We start from the raw sequence: 18,545 nt of genomic DNA, 5'->3' as shown, positions 1-18,545 counted from the left end.
TAAGCTGGCCCGCATGATCCGACTGCTGCTGGCAGAGGACCAGTCGATGGTCCGGGAGGCGCTGGCGGCGCTGTTGTCCCTGGAGGACGATCTGGAGGTCGTCGCCCAGGCGGCGCGCGGCGACGAGGTCGTCACCCAGGCGCGGGCCCACCAGGTCGACGTCGCGCTGCTGGACATCGAGATGCCGGGGATGAGCGGTCTGGACGCCGCGGCCCGGCTGCGCGACGAACTGCCCGGCGTGAAGATCGTCATCCTCACCACCTTCGGCCGCCCCGGCTATCTGCGCCGGGCCATGGAAGCGGGCGCCGACGCGTTCCTGGTCAAGGACGCCCCGGCGGCCCGGCTCGCGGACGCGGTGCGCCGGGTCCTGCGCGGCGAGCGGGTCATCGACCCGGCGCTGGCGGCCGCCGCGCTGGCCGACGGCGCCAATCCCCTGACCGAGCGCGAACACGAGGTCCTGCTGGCCGCCGCCGACGGCTCCACCAACGCCGAGATCGGCGCCGCCCTCGGCCTGTCCGCGGGCACGGTCCGCAACTACCTCTCGCTCGCCATCCAGAAGACCGGCGCCCGCAACCGCGCCGAGGCGGTCCGCACCGCCCGCGACAAGGGCTGGCTCTAGACCCGCCCGATGGGTCACGGCCGGGCCTGCCCGAGAGGTCATGGCCGGGTCCACCACGAAAGCCCCCGCCCCCCTCACCAGCCACCGGACATCCCGCCGCCCCCAGCTACCCAGGCGCCGCCCCCTCCCCGCCCCACACGCCTCCACCAGGACCTTCGCCCGCCCCCGTCGGTGGACCTTCGCCCCTGTGCGCGCCTGTGGAACGTCCCGCAGGCTGGAAGTGTCATGCCAGCCCCGCACCGCGCCGAGGGCGGTCTGCTCGTCCCGGTGCTGCTGATCCTCGCCGTCCTGGTCGTCGCGACGCTGGACGCCACGACCGGCCCCGAGCTGCACATCTCCGCCTTCATGGGGATCGCCCCGCTGGTGGCGGCGCTGCGCTGCTCCTACCGCCGCACGCTGCTGGTCGCCGTCGTCTACGTCGCGTGTCTCACCTACGTCGATCTGCTGACGGTGCCCGACTGGGCCCCGGCGAGCCGGGTCGTCGGCGTCTTCGGCGCGTTCCTGGTGGGCGTTTTCGCCCTGGTGCTGTGCCGCACCCGGCTCCAACGCGAGGCGCTGCACGCCCGCACCAGCCTGGTGGCCGACACCGTGCAGCGGGCGATGCTGCGCGAACTGCCGCTGCGCGCCGGGACGCTGGAGGCGTACGGCTTCTACGTGTCCGCCCAGGAGGGCGCCCGGGTCGGCGGTGACATCTACGAGGCCGTCGACACCCCGCACGGGCTGCGGCTGCTGATCGGCGACGTCCAGGGAAAGGGCATGCCGGCGATCGGCGCGGGCCTGGAGGTGCTGGCGTCCTTCCGCGAGGCCGCGCAGTACCAGGACTCGCTGGAGGGCGTGGCCGGCCGCATGGAGCAGGCGCTGACCCGCTACAACGCCCGCTCCGCCGAGGAGGGCACCGACGAGCGCTTCGTCACCGCGCTGCTGCTGGAGGTCCGCGCCCCCGGCCGGGCCCGGATCCTGTCCTGCGGCCACATCCCGTACTACCTGGTGCGCGACGGCCTCGTCCACGAGCGCTCGGACGGCGAGGGCGGGCTCCCGCTGGGGCTGGGCGGGCTCGGCCGCGAACCGCGCCGCAGCGTCCTCGTCCGCCCCGAGCCCGGAGACTGGGCGGTGCTGTGCACCGACGGCGTCACCGAGGCCCGCGGCGGCGACGGCCGTTTCTACCCCCTGGCCGAGCGGATCGCGGCCTGGGTCGAGCTGGAGCCCGCCGACCTGGCCCGCACCCTCCGTGCCGACCTGGAGCACTTCACCGGCGGCGAGCTGAAGGACGACGCCACGCTGCTGGTCGTCCGCCGCACCCCGGCGGAGGCCGCGGCCGCGGCACCCGCCCGTCCCGCGGCGGCTTGAACCACACCGGTCCGTTCCACGGCGGCCTGAACCACCACGCGCCGCGCCCCCGCCCTCAGTTCAGCCGGGCCCGGGCGGCCCCGGCCTCCCTGCGCAGCGCGGTCGCGGCGGCCGGCTGGACCGGCTCCAGCACCCGCGCGTACTCCTCCAGCTCCGCCGCCCCGGTCAGGAACTCGCCTCGCTGGACGAGGAGTTGGGCCCGCTCATGGCGCAGCCGCGCCGGATGGCTCGGCAGCAGCAGCGACAGGTCCAGCGCCCACAGATGGACCGCGCTGTGCTCCGGGCGGGCCTGGGCCCAGCCGCGGATGTTGTTCAGGATCCGCTGGACGATCTCCAGCGGGCCGGCCGGGACCAGCATCCCGGGGGCCAGCGCCTCACCCGTCGCGCCCGCGACGAGCATCGCCGCGTCCTGGTTGGTGAGCAGCCGCCCGCCCGCGAACGGATCGACCAGCACATGCCCACCCGTCTCCCGACCACCCCTCGACGAGGTGCCGTGGGCCCTTGCGACATCCGGCCCGGCCGGGTCCCCGAAACCGACGACGAAGTGGCCCGGCAGCGCCACCCCGTACACCGGCGCCCCGGCCCGCCGGGCGACCTCCATCCAGACCACCGACAGCAGGATCGGCAGCCCGTGCCGCCGCCGCAGCACCTCGTGCAGCAGCGACGACTCCAGCCGGCGGTAGTCGCCGGGCGACCCGGCGAAGCCCTCCCGGGTGCCCAGCAGCTCCGCGAGGTTGCGTGCCCAGGCGCCGGGGCCGCCGGCAGGGGCGTACGGGAGCAGTCCGGCCAGCCGGTCCAGCTCGATCTGCGCCGCGTCGATCCCGGCCTCGTCCAGTGCCGGATCGGCTTCGGCGCAGATCAGCAGGCACAGCCGCGCGAGATCGGGCCGCTCCTCCCGGGCCGCGGCCGCGAACTCCCGCCGCCGAGCCTCCTGCGCCGCGTCCCGCTCGGGCCCCGGTTCCCCGCGCTCCGCTCGCTCACCCATACCGGACCGATACCCCTCAGGCCCCCGCCGGGCCGCGTCGGTAGTGATAGCCGTGGTGCTCGACGAACCCCAGCCCGTCGTACAGCGCGAGGGCGTCGGCGTTGTCCGCCTCGACCTGGAGGTACGCCGCCGAGGCGCCCTCCTCCAGGGCCCGCTCGGCGAGTGCCGCCATCACCAGTGTCGCCAGCCCCTCGCGCCGCCGCCCGGCGGCGGTCTCCACCGCGGCGAAGCCCGCCCAGCGCCCGTCGACGACCAGCCGCCCGATCGCCGCGGTGCTCCCGTCCGGCGCCGGCACCCGCGCGAACCACACCGACGGCCCGCCGGTCAGCACCGCCGACGCCTGTGCCGTGGGCGTGCCGGTCCGGTTGTACAGGCCCAGCCAGCCGGCGTCCGGCCGCCGGGAGAGGCGCACGGCCGACGTGTCCGCGTCGGTGTCCGCGAGCGGCGCCAGGGCCGCGATCCGCACGGAGGTGTGTGCCTCGTCGGTCCAGCCGCGGGCGGCCAGCTCCGCGGACAGCCGCTCGTCGGTGTCCGGCCGCCCGGTGGCGACGGTGAGCAGAGGGGGCAGCCCCCGCTCCGTGTACCACCGGGTGACCCGGGCCAGCGCCTCGTCCAACGGCAGCCCGGGATCGCCGACCGCCAGCACCGAGTTGGCGCGGCGGGTGAAGCCCGCCCGTCTCCCGGCCACCGCCCCTCCCGGGCGCGCTTCGCGCGGCACCTCCTGATCCCGTCTCCCGACCACCACCCCTCCCCGGCGCGCTTCGTCCGGCAACTCCTGGACGGACGCCCGCAACGTCCACTCCCCGAGAGGCTCCGTCTCGATGGCCGGCCACCCGCGGGCCGCGACCCGCTGGAGCTCGCGGACGGTGGCCGCCGGGACCTTCCGGCGGGCCGGCGCCGCCGGCACGACCTTGGCCGCCACCAGCGCAGACTCCTCGATCCGCACCGCCTCGCCGTCCCGCCGTGTGATGCTCAGCACACCGCTGTTCCATGATGTGAGAACGCCGACCGTGTCCGTGAAAGCCGGCCCCCCGGCCGGGGCCCCGGTGAGACGCCGGACGGATACCCTTTTGCCCACATCGGCAGGGGTGATCCTGACTTCCGCGTGCCCTCCGGAGAGGAATTCCATCGCTCTCTGACCGCCCCTCTTGTTCGTCTCGTGCCCGGGAACGGAGATACTAGGTGGCGGGCATCGACGACGCCGCGCTCCCGCGCGCCCAGCGGCGGTACCGCAGATCGGACCGCCGGCCCTACTGAGGAGGAACGACAGCGTGACCTACGTCATCGCGCAGCCTTGTGTCGACGTCAAGGACAAGGCATGCATCGAGGAGTGCCCCGTCGACTGCATCTACGAGGGCTCCCGGTCCTTGTACATCCACCCGGACGAATGCGTCGACTGTGGTGCCTGCGAGCCGGTCTGCCCGGTTGAGGCGATCTTCTACGAGGACGACACCCCGGAGGAGTGGAAGGACTACTACAAGGCGAACGTGGAGTTCTTCGACGAGCTCGGTTCCCCGGGTGGTGCCAGCAAGCTCGGCCTGATCGAGCGCGACCACCCGTTCATCGCCGCGCTGCCGCCGCAGAACCAGGACCACTGACACCGCCCGGAGGACGGACGGGAGCCGGCCCGCTCCGCCCTGCCTCCGAGGCCGCCGGGGACCGCCCCGGCATGAGCTGGGGAAGGTCGCACGGCGCCGCCCGGTCCCGTACGGCCCACCCGCCGTACGGGACCGCGGCGTTTTCGCGCCGACGTCCTCCGCGCCACTCCGTACGAGAAAGAGAGCACCGTGGGCGCAGTCTCCTCCCGCCACCCGTCCGGCGCGTCCCTGCGCGAGCGCCTGCCCGCCTTCCCCTGGGACCGTCTGGAGCCGTACAAGGCGACCGCCGCCGCCCACGCGGACGGCATCGTCGACCTCTCCGTCGGCACCCCGGTCGACCCGGTCCCCGCGCTGGTCCAGCGGGCCCTGACCGACGCGGCGGACAGCCCGGGCTACCCCACGGTGTGGGGCACCGCGGCCCTGCGGGACGCCCTCACCGGCTGGGCCGCCGACCGCCTCGGCGCCCCCGGCCTGGAGCACACCAACGTGCTGCCGGTAGTCGGCTCCAAGGAACTGGTCGCCTGGCTGCCGACCCAGCTGGGCCTCGGCGCCGGCGACAAGGTGGCCTACCCGCGCCTGGCCTACCCCACCTACGAGGTGGGCGCCCGTCTGGCCGGCGCCGAGCCGGTCGTCTACGACGAGCCGACCGAGCTGGACCCGGCCGGCCTGAAGCTGCTCTGGCTCAACTCCCCGTCCAACCCCACCGGCCGGGTGCTCACCGTCGACGAGCTGCGCCGCACCGTCGCCTGGGCCCGCGAGCACGGCGTCCTGGTCGTCAGCGACGAGTGCTACCTCGAACTGGGCTGGGAGGCCGACCCGGTCTCCGTCCTGCACCCGGACGTCTGCGGCGGCTCCTACGAGGGCATCGTCGCCGTCCACTCGCTGTCCAAGCGCTCCAACCTCGCCGGCTACCGCTCCGCGTTCCTGCTGGGCGACGCCGTGGTCCTCGGCGACCTGCTCCAGATCCGCAAGCACGGCGGCATGATGATCGCCGCGCCCGTCCAGGCCGCCACCGTCGCGGCGCTGGGCGACACCGCGCACGTCGCCGAGCAGCGCGAGCGCTACGCCCGCCGGCGCACCGCACTGCGCACCGCCTTCGAGGCCGCGGGCTTCCGCATCGAGCACAGCGAGGCGTCGCTCTACCTCTGGGCGACCCGCGACGAGCCCTGCTGGGACACCGTCGGCGACCTCGCCAAGCGCGGCATCCTGGTCGCCCCCGGCGACTTCTACGGCGCCGCGGGCGAGCGGTTCGTCCGGATCGCCTTCACCGCCACCGACGAGCGGGTGGCGGCCGCGGTGCGCCGCCTGGCCGACTGAGCCGCCGAGCCGCGGACAACGCGCGGGGGCCCGGGGAGAGCAGTTCCCCGGGCCCCCGCGGCGTGCGGTGGATCAGCGGCCGAGCGGCATCCCGCCGATCAGGCCGTGCAGCGGGGTGTGCGCCTCCTGGGGCGCGCCGACCAGCCGCTTGACGGCATCGGTGGCCACCGAGTTGGTGGAGATGCCCTTCTGCGCCACCGGGCGGGCCACGTTCTCCGCCCTGCGGGCGGTCTCCCGGGTGAGGGGCGCGGCCTCCTCGACGACCGGAGCGAGCGTCCGCACCAGCGCCGGCGCCAGGCCCTCCGAGGCCTCGGAACCGGTCCGGTTGACCAGCCCGACGCCGTTCCGAGCGGTGCTGTCCACGGTCTTGCTGGTGTTCGCGGAGTCCAGGGTGGTCACGCCGCCCAGCTCGTTGCCCGTGGGCGGCAGGGACACGGCGCTGGCGGTTCCGGCCGCCGCGACCACGGGAGCGGTGCCCGCCGCGACCAGCAGGGCGGCTCGGGCGATCCGACGCGTAACGGGGAGGGACATGGTGCTCCTTTTACGGAGAAGAACTCGTACTTCTGACAGATGTGCCATGTCCGCCGGGCGGACGGACGCCCTGAATACCGCGTCAGGTGCCCGAAGGTTTCGGTGGAATGCGGTAAAGAATTGGCAACGCGTCACATAATCTGCCCGGGATAAATACGAGCAATATGCATGCGCGCCGCGGCCGTGCGGAAAGGTCACAGCCCGTTAAACGCGCGGGAATTGGCCGAGGATACGGCCGCAACCAGGTGAAAAGCCCGAACGGGAAAGGGGATTGCTGCGCGCAGGCCCCAAGTGGACCGGGCCGACGCGCTACTTGGCGGTGACGATCGTCACCGAGGGCGCGGTGTCCCCGGACGCCGCCGGGCCCTGCCAGCCCTTGTCCGAGTCGGCCGCCGTCCACGTCCGCCCCGCGTAGGAGATCCGGTCGAGGTGCAGATCGGCGGCGTGCGCCAGCGCCCAGTTGGCCAGCTGCCAGCCGCGCTCCGCCGCCTCGCCGGGGACCGTCGCGCCGTAGCCGTCCGACGGCACCGGCACCGTCAGGCTGCGCCCGGGCCGCGCCCCGCGCCCCCCGGCCGCTGCCGTGCGCGGCAGCACGGACGTCCCGAACTCCCGCACCAGCTTCTCCCGCACCTTCCCCGCGCCGTCCGGCCCGGCGCCGTCCACGGGGTGGCTCACCGTGCAGCTCAGTACGTCCCCGTTCCGCCCGGTCAGCGCCCCGGTGAGCAGTGCCGCATTCGCCTCGTGCTTGGCGTACGCCTGCGGATAGCCGCTGCGCTGCACCTTCTGCGCGGCGACCGTCAACGGCAGCCGGGAATAGCCGGGGACTTTCACCAGGTGGCGGTAGAACTCCCCGGACGAATAGACCGGGTCCATGATCTGCTGCACGGTGCCCCAGTCCTGCGACGGCCGCTGCTGGAACAGCCCCACCGAATCCCGGTCGCCGAAATTGATGTTGCGCAGCCCGGATTCCTGCATGGCGGTCGCCAGCGCGATCGTCACCGCCCGCTCCGGCAGCCCGCGCGAGGCCGCCACCGCCGAGATCGTCGCCGCGTTCGCGGCCTGCTCGGGCGTGAGTTCGTACGGATCCCCGCCGCCCTGGACGCGCACCGTGCAGCGCGGCGCCCCGGGTCCGCTGGTGACGTACTGCACCAGGAGATACGCGGCCACCCCGAGAAGGACGGCGAGCGCCGCGGTGATGCGCCACAGACGGGCGCGGCGGGCGGGGGAAAGGGGCTGGGCGGACACGCAGCACAACGTACCCGAGGGCCGGCGGATAGGGTCGGCCTCATGGAGCGCTCCACTCACCCCGGCCTTGACCTGTCGCTGGACGCCGCCGCGCTGACCGCTCAGCTCGTCGACTTCCCGTCCGAGAGCGGCAACGAGAAAGACCTCGCCGACGCCGTCGAGGACGCCCTGCGCGCCCTGCCGCACCTGACCGTCGACCGGTACGGCAACAACGTCGTCGCCCGTACGCAGCTGGGCCGCGCCGAGCGGGTGGTGCTCGCCGGCCACCTCGACACCGTGCCGATCGCCGACAACGTGCCCTCGCGGCTCGACGCGGACGGCGTCCTGTGGGGCTGCGGCACCTGCGACATGAAGTCCGGGGTCGCCGTCCAGCTCCGGATGGCCGCCACCGTCCCCGCGCCCAACCGGGACCTGACCTTCGTCTTCTACGACAACGAAGAGGTCGCCGCGCACCTCAACGGCCTCGGGCACCTCGCCGACGCCCACCCCGACTGGCTCGCGGGCGACTTCGCCGTCCTCCTGGAGCCCTCCGACGGCGAGGTGGAGGGCGGCTGCCAGGGCACCCTCCGGGTCCTGCTGCGCACCCGCGGCGAGCGCGCCCACTCCGCGCGCAGCTGGATGGGCGCCAACGCCCTCCACGCCGCCGCCCCCCTCCTGGCGAAGCTCGCCGCCTACGAGCCGCGCCGCCCGGTCATCGACGGCCTGGAATACCGCGAGGGCCTCAACGCCGTCCGTATCGAGGGCGGGGTCGCGGGCAACGTCATCCCCGACGCGTGCACCGTCACCGTCAACTTCCGCTACGCGCCCGACCGCACCGCCGAGGAGGCGCTGGCGCACGTCCGGGAGGTCTTCGCGGACTGCCCCGTGGACGAGTTCGTCGTCGACGACCACTCCCCGGGGGCGCTGCCCGGGCTGTCCCACCCGGCGGCGCGGGCGTTCATGGCGGCGGTCGGCGGCAGCGCGAAGCCCAAGTTCGGCTGGACCGACGTCTCCCGCTTCAGTGCCCTCGGCGTCCCGGCCGTCAACTACGGACCCGGTGACGCGCTGCTCGCGCACAAGAAGGACGAGCGGGTAGCGGTCGAGCGCATCCTGCACTGCGAGGAGCGACTGCGCGCCTGGCTGACCGCCGGTCCGGCCACCTGACCGTCCCGTCGCGGCCCTCTGGCCCAACCGGCGAATTCCCTTCCGCTTCACCGCGGCCGATCTAGGCTGAAGTGGCAAACGATCTGTCAGCGGAGGGAGCACGTCATGGCCAATCCCGAGGGAGCGTACAGCCCGGAGGAACAGCGGCTGGGCCCCGTTCTGCGCCGGCACGACCAGGTGCAGACCGGTACGACGACGGACCAGCGGCTGCTGGACTCCGAGGGCCCCTCCGAGTGGGTGCACACCGATCCCTGGCGCGTGATGCGGATCCAGTCGGAGTTCGTCGAGGGCTTCGGCGCGCTGGCCGAGCTGGGCCCGGCCGTCAGTGTCTTCGGCTCGGCCCGTACACCGCGCGGCACGGCGGAGTACGACGCCGGTGTGCGGATCGGCGCGGCGCTGGTCAAGGCCGGCTTCTCGGTGATCACCGGCGGCGGCCCCGGGGCCATGGAGGCCGCCAACAAGGGCGCCTTCGAGGCCGGCGGCACCTCCGTGGGGCTCGGCATCGAGCTGCCCTTCGAGCAGGGCATGAACGCGTACGTGAACCTCGGGGTGGACTTCCGCTACTTCTTCGTCCGGAAGACGTGTTTTGTGAAGTACGCCCGCGGGTTCGTCGTCCTCCCCGGCGGACTCGGCACCCTCGACGAGCTCTTCGAGGCGCTGACCCTCGTCCAGACCCGCAAGGTCACCCGCTTCCCGATCGTGCTGTTCGGCTCCGACTACTGGAGCGGGCTGGTCTCCTGGCTCCGCGAGGCGGTGGTCGCCCAGGGCAAGGCGTCCCCGCACGACCTGGAGCTGTTCCACCTCAGCGACGACGTGGACGAAGCCATCGCGCTGGTGACGAAGGAGGTCGGGATCTGAGGCCGGGATCCAGGGTCGGCCCGCCGCCGGAAACTATTTCCCCGCCCTGATACCGCCCCCGCCCGGAATACCGCCCCCCACCCGGAATACCGCTCCCGCCCGGCCGGTTGAGGCCCCGTAGGGGGCGCGCGCGACCCCTACGGGATCCGTTCGCCCGCCCCCTGGGGCCCCGCCCCCGCCCCCGGCTCTCGGGAAAGCGGCTCTCGGGGAAACCCCTACGCCAGCCCGCGCCGGGCCACCGCCGGCGGCCGGTGGCCGGCGATCGAGGCCACCATGTCCACCACCTGCCGGGTCTCGGCGACTTCGTGGACGCGGTAGACCTGGGCGCCGAGCCAGGCGGAGACCGCGGTCGTCGCCAGGGTGCCCAGCACCCGCTCCTTGACCGGCTTGTCCAACGTCTCGCCGACGAAGTCCTTGTTGGACAGCGAGACCAGCACCGGCCACCCGGTCTCCGCCATCTCGCCCAGCCGCCGGGTCGCCTCCAGGCTGTGCCGGGTGTTCTTCCCGAAGTCGTGCCCCGGGTCGATCAGGATCCCGTCCCGCCGGACACCCAACGCGACGGCCCGCTCGGCCAGTCCGAGGGTGACCCGCAGGATGTCGGCCATCACGTCGTCGTACACCACCCGGTGCGGCCGGGTACGCGGCTCGGCGCCGCCCGCGTGCGTGCACACCAGGCCCACGCCGTACCGCGCGGCGACCTCGGCGAGCCGCGGATCGACCCCGCCCCAGGCGTCGTTGAGCAGATCCGCGCCGGCCTCGCACACCGCCTCGGCGACCTCGTGCCGCCAGGTGTCGACGCTGATCACCACGTCGGGATGGCGGCGGCGCACCTCGGCGACGAAACCGACCGTGCGGCGGGCCTCCTCCTCGGCGCCCACCTCCTCGCCCGGGCCGGCCTTGACGCCGCCGATGTCGATGATCGCGGCGCCCTCGGCGATCGCCTGTTCCACCCGGTGCAGCGCGGGCTCGTCGCGGAAGGTCGCGCCCTGGTCGTAGAACGAGTCCGGAGTCCTGTTGACGATCGCCATGATCACCGGCTCATGCGCCCCGAACTCGCGTTTTCCCAGCCGCAGCATTCCCTTGACTCCCTCTCCGTGGTTCGGGAGCGACCCTAACTGTCGGACCCGCATGGCACGATCGGAGCAGGCACCTGAAGTCCGGGGAGTTGGTCGTGTTCTGGTTCATGCTGATCGCGCTGGTCGTGGTGGTGGCCGCGGTCACGCTGGTCGTCGTCGGCGGGGGAGACGCCGGCGGGGAGGGCGGCGGGCTGCGCGACGCCGAGCCCGCGGGGCTCCACGACCCGCTGCCCCAGGACCGCCCGCTGGCCCGGGCCGACGTCGAGTCCGTCCGGCTGCCGGTGGCCGTCCGCGGCTACCGCATGGACGACGTCGACGACGTCCTGGACCGCCTCGGCGCCGAGCTCGCCGAGCGGGACGCCCGGATCGCCGAGCTGGAGGCCGCGCTGGCCGGTGCCAACGCCGCGGCGATCGGCGGGCCGGGCCTCATCGAGGACGCCCCGCCGGCCCCGCCCGCCACCGGACCGGCCGGGGAGCCGGACGCACCGGGTGGCGCCGCGGGGACCAGCGGCCCGGAAGCCCCCGAGCGGGGAGACACCCGCGCGCCGCGCGGAGAAGGCGAGGAGCAGGCATGAGTGGAGTGGTGACGGCGCCCGACGGCGTCCCGCGCTGCCCGTGGGGCATGGAGTCGGAGCAGATGGCGGACTACCGCTCCTACCACGACACCGAGTGGGGCCGGCCGGTCCACGGCGACGACGCGCTCTTCGAGCGGATGAGCCTGGAGGCGTTCCAGTCGGGGCTGTCCTGGATCACCATCCTGCGGCGCCGCGAGGGCTTCCGCACCGCGTTCGCCGGCTTTCGCATCGCCGAGGTGGCGCGGTTCACCGACGAGGACGCCGAGCGGCTGCTCGTCGACCCGGCCATCATCCGCAACCGCGCCAAGATCAGCGCGACGCTCGCCAACGCCCGGACAGCCGCCGAGCTGTCCCCCGGCGAGTTCGACGCGCTGATCTGGTCCTACGCCCCGGCGCGGACCGGCCGCCCGGCGCCGCGCACCACCGGCGACCTCCAGCCAGTGACGCCGGAGTCCACCGCCCTCGCCAAGGACCTCAAGAAGCGCGGCTTCCGGTTCGTCGGCCCCACCACCGCCTACGCCATGATGCAGGCGTGCGGCCTGGTCAACGACCATCTCGCGGGCTGCCATGTGCGGGCGGAGGTGGAGGCGGCGGCCGCCTGACCGCCGCCCGGCCACCGCGCGCCGGGATCACCGCCCCAGGAAGACCGGCTTCTCCTTCTTGACGAACGCCTCCACGGCGCGGTGGTGGTCCTCCGAGGCCCCGGCCCGGACCTGCAGTTCGTCCTCCTTCGCCAGGGTCTCGACGAGCGAGTGCCCGGCGCCGTGGGCCAGCGACTCCTTGATCGCGGCGTAGGCGGCGGTCGGCCCCTCGGCCAGCCGGCGGGCCACCGCCGACGCCTGTGCGGCCAACTCGTCGGCCGGTACGACCTTGTTGGCGATGCCCAGTTCCAGGGCCTCCTGGGCGCCGACCGAGCGCGGGAAGAGCAGCAGGTCGGCGGCCCGGCCGTGGCCGATCAGCCGCGGCAGCGTCCAGGACATCCCGGAGTCCGCGGTCAGCGCCACCCCCGCGAACGAGGTGTTGAAGGAGGCGGTGTCAGCGACGACGCGGTAATCGGCGGCCAGCGCGAAGCCCGCCCCGGCGCCCGCGGCGACCCCGTTGACCCCGGCCACCACCGGCTTGGGCATCCCGGCCAGCGCCGTGACGATGGGGTTGTAGTGCTCCCGGACGGTGTTCATGGTGCGGCCCGCGCCGGTCTCGCGGTCCTCGGCCAGCAGCCCGATGTGCTCCTTGAGGTCCTGCCCGACGCAGAAGGCGCGCCCGGTGGCGGTCAGCAGCACCGCCCGCACGGCCGGGTCGGCGGCCGCCTCCCGCAGGACGTCCCGGAGGGCGACCTTCGCCTCCGTGTTCAGCGCGTTCATCGCGTCGGGGCGGTTGAGGGTGACCGTCGCCAGTCCGTCGGTCACGTCGTAGAGCACGGTGTCGGCCATAGTGGAGTCCCCTCCGTCGCGGCTCTGGACTGCCCGGCAGAGGCAGCCCGCGCCCAGGATGCCGGAGATCATCCGCAGTGGGCATGTGACGTACGTCAAAGAATGTGGCCGTGCCGGGTGGCGGAGAGTGGCGCAGTATCGCAGCCCGCTCCCCGAATTGGGTGGGTTTGCGGGAGCGCGTTGCCAAAGGGATGCCCCCTGATGTTGGTCATCGGGTCGTTCGATGCGGGATAATGGCCTGGAAGCAATGTGTTCGACGCCGGTGACACGCGCCTATCCAGGCCGTCGGCTGAGATGAGCTGGTTTCAGGAAGGGGAACGAGCATGGCGGCCATGAAGCCGCGGACGGGCGACGGCCCGCTCGAGGTGACCAAGGAGGGGCGGGGCATCGTCATGCGCGTTCCGCTCGAAGGCGGCGGTCGGCTCGTCGTCGAGCTGACCCCCGACGAGGCCAAGGCCCTGGGTGAGGCCCTGGAGAAGGTCACCGTCTGACGAGGGCGGAGAAACCGCTGCGGTCCTCGGGGTCCCCGCCCCGGTACCTTCAGCCGGACACCCCGGCCCCGGCACGCGGCACGCCGATCAACGGCGCGCCGCGTGCCGGGGCCGTTTCGCGTACTCGTGCACGGGGGCTCCGGCAGGGGCGGGCCGTGCGCCCGGGCCGGACGGGCTCAGGCGCGCTTGACCGCGCAGAGCAGCCCGTCGCCGACCGGCAGCAGGGCCGGCGCCAGCGCGCTGCTCTCCCGTACGGCCCGCAGCAGCTCGCGGACCCGCAGCACCTCCGCCGGCTGCTCCGCGGAGTCCACCGTCCGCCCGTCGGTGAAGACGCCCTGGAAGCAGACGAGGCCGCCGGGGCGCAGCAGACGCAACGATTCAGCGAGGTACTCCAGGCACTCCAGGAGGTCGCCGTCGCAGAAGACGAGGTCGTAGCCGCCGTCCGCCAGGCGCGGCAGGACGTCCAGCGCCCGGCCGGGGATGAAGCGGGCGCGGTTGCCGGCGAAGCCCGCGGCGCGGAACGCCTGCTTGGCGAAGACCTGCCGCTCCGGTTCGAGGTCCACGGTGGTCAGCACGCCGTCCGGGCGCATGCCGTGCAGGAGGTAGATGCCCGACACCCCCGTGCCGGTGCCGATCTCGGCGACGGCCTTGGCGTCGGCGGTGGCGGCCAGCATCCGCAGGGCCGCGCCGGTGCCGGCGCTCACGGCGCGGACGCCGAGCTCCCGGGCGCGGTCGCGGCACCAGAGCAGGGCGGAGTGGGCGGCGTCGTCGATGGTCCCGGCGCCGTACGCCTCGGCGAATGCCAAGCTCGTCTGCCGGTTGCCGGTAATGGCCCTCTCCTGTCCCCGTAGTTGACGCAACCGTGACTGTATCCGCTGCGCGCGGGAACCCGCAGATGGGACCGGGCGTTAGGAGAGGGCAGGGGGAGAGACGGGGGGACGCACCGGTGGATACCGCGCAAGAGGCCGCGAGAGCGCCACGGCAGCACGAGAAGTCGAACCAAATGCTGGTCAAAACTGCTTATCCGGAGCTAACGGGCGAGGTGGATATGGTAGGGGCTCTACTGGACACCACCAGAGCCACCAGGGGAGGTGCGGCTACGGCGGGTGACCGAAGGGTGCGCAGGCGCTTGCGACGGTCGTTCACCGGGCCGAAATCCGTGACCAACACAGCTGACCGATTCCGCCCTCACGGCCCCAAGGCCAGGGGAGGGGCCCCCATCGCCGACGCGCCCACCGCGACCTTCGCCGCCGACGCGGACGCGCAGGCGTGGTCTCCTCCCACCTGGGAGGAGATCGTCAGCCTGCACAGCGCGCGGGTCTACCGCCTCGCCTACCGCCTCACCGGCAATCAGCACGACGCCGAGGACCTCACGCAGGAGGTGTTCGTCCGCGTCTTCCGCTCGCTGTCGACGTACACCCCCGGCACCTTCGAGGGCTGGCTGCACCGCATCACCACCAACCTCTTCCTGGACATGGTCCGCCGCCGCCAGCGCATCCGCTTCGACGCGCTCGGTGACGACGCCGCCGAGAAGCTCCCCAGCCGGGAGCCCGCACCGCAGCAGCAGTTCGACGACACCCACTTCGACGCGGACGTGCAGCACGCGCTGGACACCCTCGCGCCCGAATTCCGTGCCGCCGTGGTGCTCTGCGACATCGAGGGCCTGTCGTACGAGGAGATCGCCGCGACCCTCGGCGTCAAGCTCGGTACGGTCCGCAGCCGGATCCACCGGGGCCGGTCCCACCTGCGCAAGGCGCTCAAGCACCGCTCGCCGGAGGCGCGGGCCGAGGAGCGCCAGGAGCAGCGGCGGCAGGAGCGGCGGACCCTGGCCGTGGTGCCCGGTAGGGAGGTCGGAATCGCGTGAGCGGAAGTGGCGGTCCGTCCCCCGCCGAGCAGCATCTCGGCGACCGCCTGGCGGCCCTGGTCGACGGTGAACTGGGCCACGACGCACGCGAGCGGGTGCTGGCGCACCTCGCCACGTGCGGGAAGTGCAAGGCGGAGGCCGATGAACAGCGTCGGTTGAAGAACGTGTTCGCGCAGGCACTGCCCCCCGGGCCCTCCGAGGGGCTGCTGGCGCGTCTGCAGCAGCTGCCCGGCGGCGAGTCCGGCGGCCCCGGCAGCCGGCTGGGCAACGGCACCTTCGGCCGCGGCGAGTTCGCCCGCGGCGACGGTGCGTTCGGCTATGTCCCCGCGGAGCGGCACCTCGGCGGCGCCCTGGCCGTCTCCGCGCCGTCCCGGGCGCGCGGCTTCCGGGTGCAGGAGCCGGAGCGCGGCATACCGCAGCGGCGCCGGCTGGCGTTCGCGGCGGCCGGTGCGGTCTCGCTGGCGGCGTTCGCGCTCGGCGGCGCCCTCCCGCTGGACGCGGCCGTCGACGTCCCCGGCCCCCGCGCCGAGGGCAGCGGCACCGCCGTCACCCCGCTCGGCGCCGGTCCCGCGGCGGGCCCCCGCACGCTCTCCGGTGACGACGGTTTCCTGACGACGCGTGAGCCCCGCCCCGAGTCCTGGCTCGCCGTCAGCAACCCGACCGGTGCGCCCGCGCCCAGCCCGATGTCCCTGTTCGCGCCCGGCGCGAGCCGCCCGTCGGACGCGGTACCGGCCTTCAGCCCGGCGCCCGGCCGCTTCGGCCTCTCGCCGCTGATCGCCGCCACCGGCCCGGAGGCCGCGTTCCGCTTCGCCCCGCTGTCCGCCACGAGCGGCAACGCCCCGGTCCGCCGCACCCCGCCACCGCTGCCGCCGCCGGAGTCGACGCGGCCGCTGCTCGGCTCGTCGGCCCCCACCGGCCCGGCCGCCTCCGGTCCGCACTGACCGGCCCTGCGCACCCCCGGCCCGGAACTGGTTGAATCCCTTCTCGGGCGGCGCGCCCCTGCCCAGGGGCGCGTGCCGCACGGGCCTGTCGCCGGACAGGCCCCAGGTGGCGGTGGCCCGCGCAGGGCCGCGGGCGAATTGTTGGGGAGAACATGGACGACGCGAAGGCCGCCGGGCCCAAGCTGAAGTGGTGGAGCCGTCCGGAGCAGGCTCCGGCGCCCGGGCAGCCCGCTCGGGCGGCGGCCTCGGCCCCGGAGCCCGCCGCCCCCGGGGCGGAGACGTCGGGCGACTGGGTCGTCCGCCCGCCGCAGCCGGCGCCCGACGCGGCGTCGGAGCCCGCGGCCGGCGCGGCCCGGCTGGCCGCGGAGACCCGGGATCCCCGTGTCGCCCGGGAGGCCGGCCACGTCGACGACGCCCGGCGTACGCGGGACGTCGGGGATGCGGGGAGTGCCGGGAACGCCGAAGACGGTGGGCACGGCGCGCGCAGCGAGCACACCGACGACAGCGGACGCGACGATGACGCGCGAGCGGACGGCGCCACCCAAGTGGGCTGCGCTGACCGCGAGTTGGCCGACGCCTCGGCCGAGATATCCGAGGCTTCTGCGCCCCCCGTCGCTGACACCCCGCCAGCTCCCCACGCCACCCCGGCGCCCGCCCCACAGGCCACCGACACCCACCCCACCGAGACCGCCCCCACCGAGGCCGCACCGTCCGCGTCCGCCTCCACCGGCACCGTCCCCGCCGACGCCACCCCGACCCTCGCCAAGCGCTCCGCCGCCGCGACCATGACGCTGGGGCAAGTGCCGGCGCCCGGCGCCCCCGCCGCGGCCGACACCGCGCCCCCTGCCGCACCGGCCGACGCCGTGCCGCCCGCCCCGCCCGGCGGCGCGACGCCCCGGCAGCAGCCGCTGCACCCCGAGGACCCGTACGGCACGCCCCCGTACGGCGGTCCCGGGCCGTGGGCCCCGGCTCCCCCGGTGCAGGCGCCGTTCTCCCCGCTCTCGAATCCTCCCCCACTCTCCACTCCGTTCGAGCGGGGGGACCTCCATGCACCGGCGAGCCCCCCTGCGCCGGACCGGCCGACGGGCGGCTTCGTCCCGCACCCCGGCGACGGCGGCCCCCGCCCCGCGCCCCCGGCGGCTCCCGGTGCGGGCGCCGTCCCCCCGGCTCTCGAAGCGGCGCGCGCCGCCGAGGGCCCCGTCACGCGCGCCGCCTTCGCCCCGCCGCCCCCCACCGTGCCCGGCGCATGGCAGCAGTACGACCCCTGGAGCGCACCCCGGCCCGCCGGCCCGGCCGCCGCGCGCCCGCCCCGGCGGCGCGGCCGGCGCCTGGCCCTGGTGGCCGGTGCCCTCGCGTTCGCGCTGCTCGCGGGCGGTGCCGGCGGGGTGGCCGGCGCATACATCGAGCGGTACGGCGGCATCGACGACATCAAGCTGCCGCAGGCCGTCGGCGACGGGGGCAGCCGCAGCCCGCAGAGCGTCGCCGGGATCGCCCGGGCGGCGCTGCCCGGCGTGGTGACCCTGCACGTCCGCGGCAACGCCGAGCAGGGCACCGGCACCGGCTTCGTGCTCGACCGGCAGGGGCACATCCTCACCAACAACCACGTCGTCGAACCGGCCGGCACCGGCGGCGAGATATCGGTGACGTTCAGCGGCGGGCAGAGCGCGCGGGCCAAGGTCGTCGGGAAGGACGGCGGCTACGACCTCGCGGTGGTGCAGGTCGAGGGCGTCAGCGGGCTGCACCCGCTCACCCTCGGCGATTCGGACGCGGCGCAGGTCGGCGACCCGGTGGTGGCGATCGGCGCGCCCTACGACCTCGCCAACACCGTCACGTCCGGGATCATCAGCGCCAAGCAGCGGCCGATCACCGCGGGCGGCAAGAAGGCCGACGGCGGTGATGTCTCGTATGTCGACGCGCTGCAGACCGACGCACCCATCAACCCGGGCAATTCGGGCGGTCCGTTGGTGGACGCCAAGGCCCGGGTGATCGGGATCAACAGCGCGATCCGGGCGGCCGACAGTGGCACCGGCGGGCTCGACGGCGGCGGCCAGGGCGGCTCGATCGGGCTGGGCTTCGCCATACCGATCAACCAGGCGAAGCGGGTGGCCGAGGAGCTGATCAACACCGGCCGGGCCACCCACCCGGTCATCGGCGTCACGCTGGAGATGGAGTACGACGGCGACGGCGCCAAGGTCGGCGGGGACGCCAAGGCCGGTGCGCCGCCGGTCACGCCCGGCGGCCCGGGGGCCAGGGCGGGCATCCGGCCGGGCGATGTGATCACCCAGGTGGACGGAGCGCCGGTGCACAGCGGCGAGGAGCTGATCATCAAGGTCCGCAGCCACCGGCCGGGTGACACACTCACGCTGACGGTCCAGCGGGGCGGCGCGGAGCGGTCCGTCCGGTTGACACTGGGTTCCTCGGCCGGGAGCTGATCGTTTGTACGGTGTTGGTACGGGCGACTCCCGCCCGGCGCCCGGGGCCAGGTACCGTGAGAGGCGGCCTTGGCCCAAAGGCCCCCGAAGGCC

General features: G+C 74.4%; 19 protein-coding genes. 12 read left to right on the top strand and 7 right to left on the bottom strand.

Going from position 1 to position 18,545, the window contains the following annotated elements; translation table 11 throughout:
* The first annotated feature begins 13 nt into the window (after positions 1–13).
* Together B073_RS0101265 and B073_RS0101260 are read left to right on the top strand one after the other, a co-directional pair.
* The gene (locus B073_RS0101265; RefSeq protein WP_018536277.1) at positions 14–619 is read left to right on the top strand and encodes a response regulator transcription factor; all 606 of its coding nucleotides are present in this window, start codon (positions 14–16) and stop codon (positions 617–619) included.
* A gap of 225 nt (positions 620–844) precedes the next feature.
* Entirely contained in the window at positions 845–1,966 is a 1,122-nt protein-coding gene (locus tag B073_RS0101260; protein WP_018536276.1) for a PP2C family protein-serine/threonine phosphatase, read from the top strand.
* 55 nt (positions 1,967–2,021) lie between these two features.
* On the opposite strand, the gene B073_RS0101255 is transcribed toward B073_RS0101260, so the two are convergent.
* Positions 2,022–2,951, bottom strand: coding sequence for a transglutaminase-like domain-containing protein (locus B073_RS0101255; protein WP_018536275.1), 930 nt, complete (start codon positions 2,949–2,951; stop codon positions 2,022–2,024).
* Between the two features lie 16 nt (positions 2,952–2,967).
* Positions 2,968–4,080, bottom strand: coding sequence for a GNAT family N-acetyltransferase (locus tag B073_RS0101250; RefSeq protein ID WP_026246933.1), 1,113 nt, complete (start codon positions 4,078–4,080; stop codon positions 2,968–2,970).
* A gap of 142 nt (positions 4,081–4,222) precedes the next feature.
* Between B073_RS0101250 and fdxA the strand changes: the two genes are divergently transcribed.
* Positions 4,223–4,549, top strand: coding sequence for a ferredoxin (gene fdxA, locus B073_RS0101245; RefSeq protein WP_016573354.1), 327 nt, complete (start codon positions 4,223–4,225; stop codon positions 4,547–4,549).
* A 189-nt stretch (positions 4,550–4,738) separates the two neighbouring features.
* Positions 4,739–5,866, top strand: a complete 1,128-nt coding sequence (dapC, locus tag B073_RS0101240; protein WP_018536273.1) for a succinyldiaminopimelate transaminase — start codon at positions 4,739–4,741, stop codon at positions 5,864–5,866.
* Positions 5,867–5,938: 72 nt separating this feature from the next.
* Here the strand turns inward: dapC and B073_RS0101235 are convergent, their stop codons facing one another.
* Both B073_RS0101235 and B073_RS0101230 read right to left on the bottom strand, forming a co-directional pair.
* A complete protein-coding gene (locus tag B073_RS0101235) occupies positions 5,939–6,397 on the bottom strand; it encodes a hypothetical protein (RefSeq protein WP_018536272.1) in 459 nt (152 codons plus the stop codon).
* A 309-nt stretch (positions 6,398–6,706) separates the two neighbouring features.
* Entirely contained in the window at positions 6,707–7,642 is a 936-nt protein-coding gene (locus tag B073_RS0101230; RefSeq protein ID WP_018536271.1) for a hypothetical protein, read from the bottom strand.
* 42 nt (positions 7,643–7,684) lie between these two features.
* Between B073_RS0101230 and dapE the strand changes: the two genes are divergently transcribed.
* Positions 7,685–8,785, top strand: coding sequence for a succinyl-diaminopimelate desuccinylase (gene dapE, locus B073_RS0101225; protein WP_018536270.1), 1,101 nt, complete (start codon positions 7,685–7,687; stop codon positions 8,783–8,785).
* A 105-nt stretch (positions 8,786–8,890) separates the two neighbouring features.
* Positions 8,891–9,643 carry a TIGR00730 family Rossman fold protein gene (locus B073_RS0101220; RefSeq protein ID WP_018536269.1) on the top strand — a complete coding sequence of 251 codons (753 nt, stop codon included), beginning with the start codon at positions 8,891–8,893 and terminating at the stop codon, positions 9,641–9,643.
* 215 nt (positions 9,644–9,858) lie between these two features.
* Here B073_RS0101220 and folP read toward each other — a convergent pair whose 3' ends face one another.
* The gene (gene folP / locus B073_RS0101215) at positions 9,859–10,719 is read right to left on the bottom strand and encodes a dihydropteroate synthase (protein ID WP_018536268.1); all 861 of its coding nucleotides are present in this window, start codon (positions 10,717–10,719) and stop codon (positions 9,859–9,861) included.
* Between the two features lie 95 nt (positions 10,720–10,814).
* Between folP and B073_RS0101210 the strand changes: the two genes are divergently transcribed.
* Positions 10,815–11,294 carry a DivIVA domain-containing protein gene (locus tag B073_RS0101210; protein ID WP_018536267.1) on the top strand — a complete coding sequence of 160 codons (480 nt, stop codon included), beginning with the start codon at positions 10,815–10,817 and terminating at the stop codon, positions 11,292–11,294.
* Positions 11,291–11,896 (top strand): DNA-3-methyladenine glycosylase I, encoded by a 606-nt coding sequence (locus B073_RS0101205; RefSeq protein WP_026246930.1) that lies wholly within the window; start codon positions 11,291–11,293, stop codon positions 11,894–11,896. Before B073_RS0101210 ends, B073_RS0101205 begins: the two co-directional genes overlap by 4 nt.
* A 27-nt stretch (positions 11,897–11,923) precedes the next feature.
* On the opposite strand, the gene B073_RS0101200 is transcribed toward B073_RS0101205, so the two are convergent.
* Complete coding sequence (locus B073_RS0101200; RefSeq protein WP_018536265.1) at positions 11,924–12,724, bottom strand: enoyl-CoA hydratase/isomerase family protein; 801 nt, start codon at positions 12,722–12,724, stop codon at positions 11,924–11,926.
* Positions 12,725–13,047: 323 nt separating this feature from the next.
* On the opposite strand from B073_RS0101200, the gene B073_RS43440 reads away from it, so the two are divergent.
* Positions 13,048–13,215: a DUF3117 domain-containing protein gene (locus B073_RS43440; protein WP_003985072.1), complete on the top strand. Its 168-nt coding sequence runs from the start codon at positions 13,048–13,050 to the stop codon at positions 13,213–13,215.
* 176 nt (positions 13,216–13,391) lie between these two features.
* Here the strand turns inward: B073_RS43440 and B073_RS0101190 are convergent, their stop codons facing one another.
* On the bottom strand, positions 13,392–14,075 hold the full coding sequence (locus tag B073_RS0101190) for an O-methyltransferase (RefSeq protein WP_026246929.1): 684 nt from the start codon (positions 14,073–14,075) through the stop codon (positions 13,392–13,394).
* 299 nt (positions 14,076–14,374) lie between these two features.
* On the opposite strand from B073_RS0101190, the gene sigE reads away from it, so the two are divergent.
* From sigE to B073_RS0101175, 3 genes are all read left to right on the top strand, one after another.
* On the top strand, positions 14,375–15,079 hold the full coding sequence (gene sigE / locus B073_RS0101185) for an RNA polymerase sigma factor SigE (protein ID WP_018536263.1): 705 nt from the start codon (positions 14,375–14,377) through the stop codon (positions 15,077–15,079).
* On the top strand, positions 15,076–16,020 hold the full coding sequence (locus B073_RS0101180; protein ID WP_018536262.1) for an anti-sigma factor family protein: 945 nt from the start codon (positions 15,076–15,078) through the stop codon (positions 16,018–16,020). Before sigE ends, B073_RS0101180 begins: the two co-directional genes overlap by 4 nt.
* 152 nt (positions 16,021–16,172) lie before the next feature.
* Positions 16,173–18,452: a S1C family serine protease gene (locus tag B073_RS0101175; protein WP_018536261.1), complete on the top strand. Its 2,280-nt coding sequence runs from the start codon at positions 16,173–16,175 to the stop codon at positions 18,450–18,452.
* The last annotated feature ends 93 nt before the right edge of the window (positions 18,453–18,545 follow it).

Source organism: Streptomyces sp. MspMP-M5, assembly GCF_000373585.1.
Taxonomy (GTDB): Bacteria; Actinomycetota; Actinomycetes; order Streptomycetales; family Streptomycetaceae; genus Streptomyces.
The sequence above is the reverse complement of the archived record's forward strand: the minus strand, read 5'-3'. Positions and strand labels throughout refer to the sequence as shown.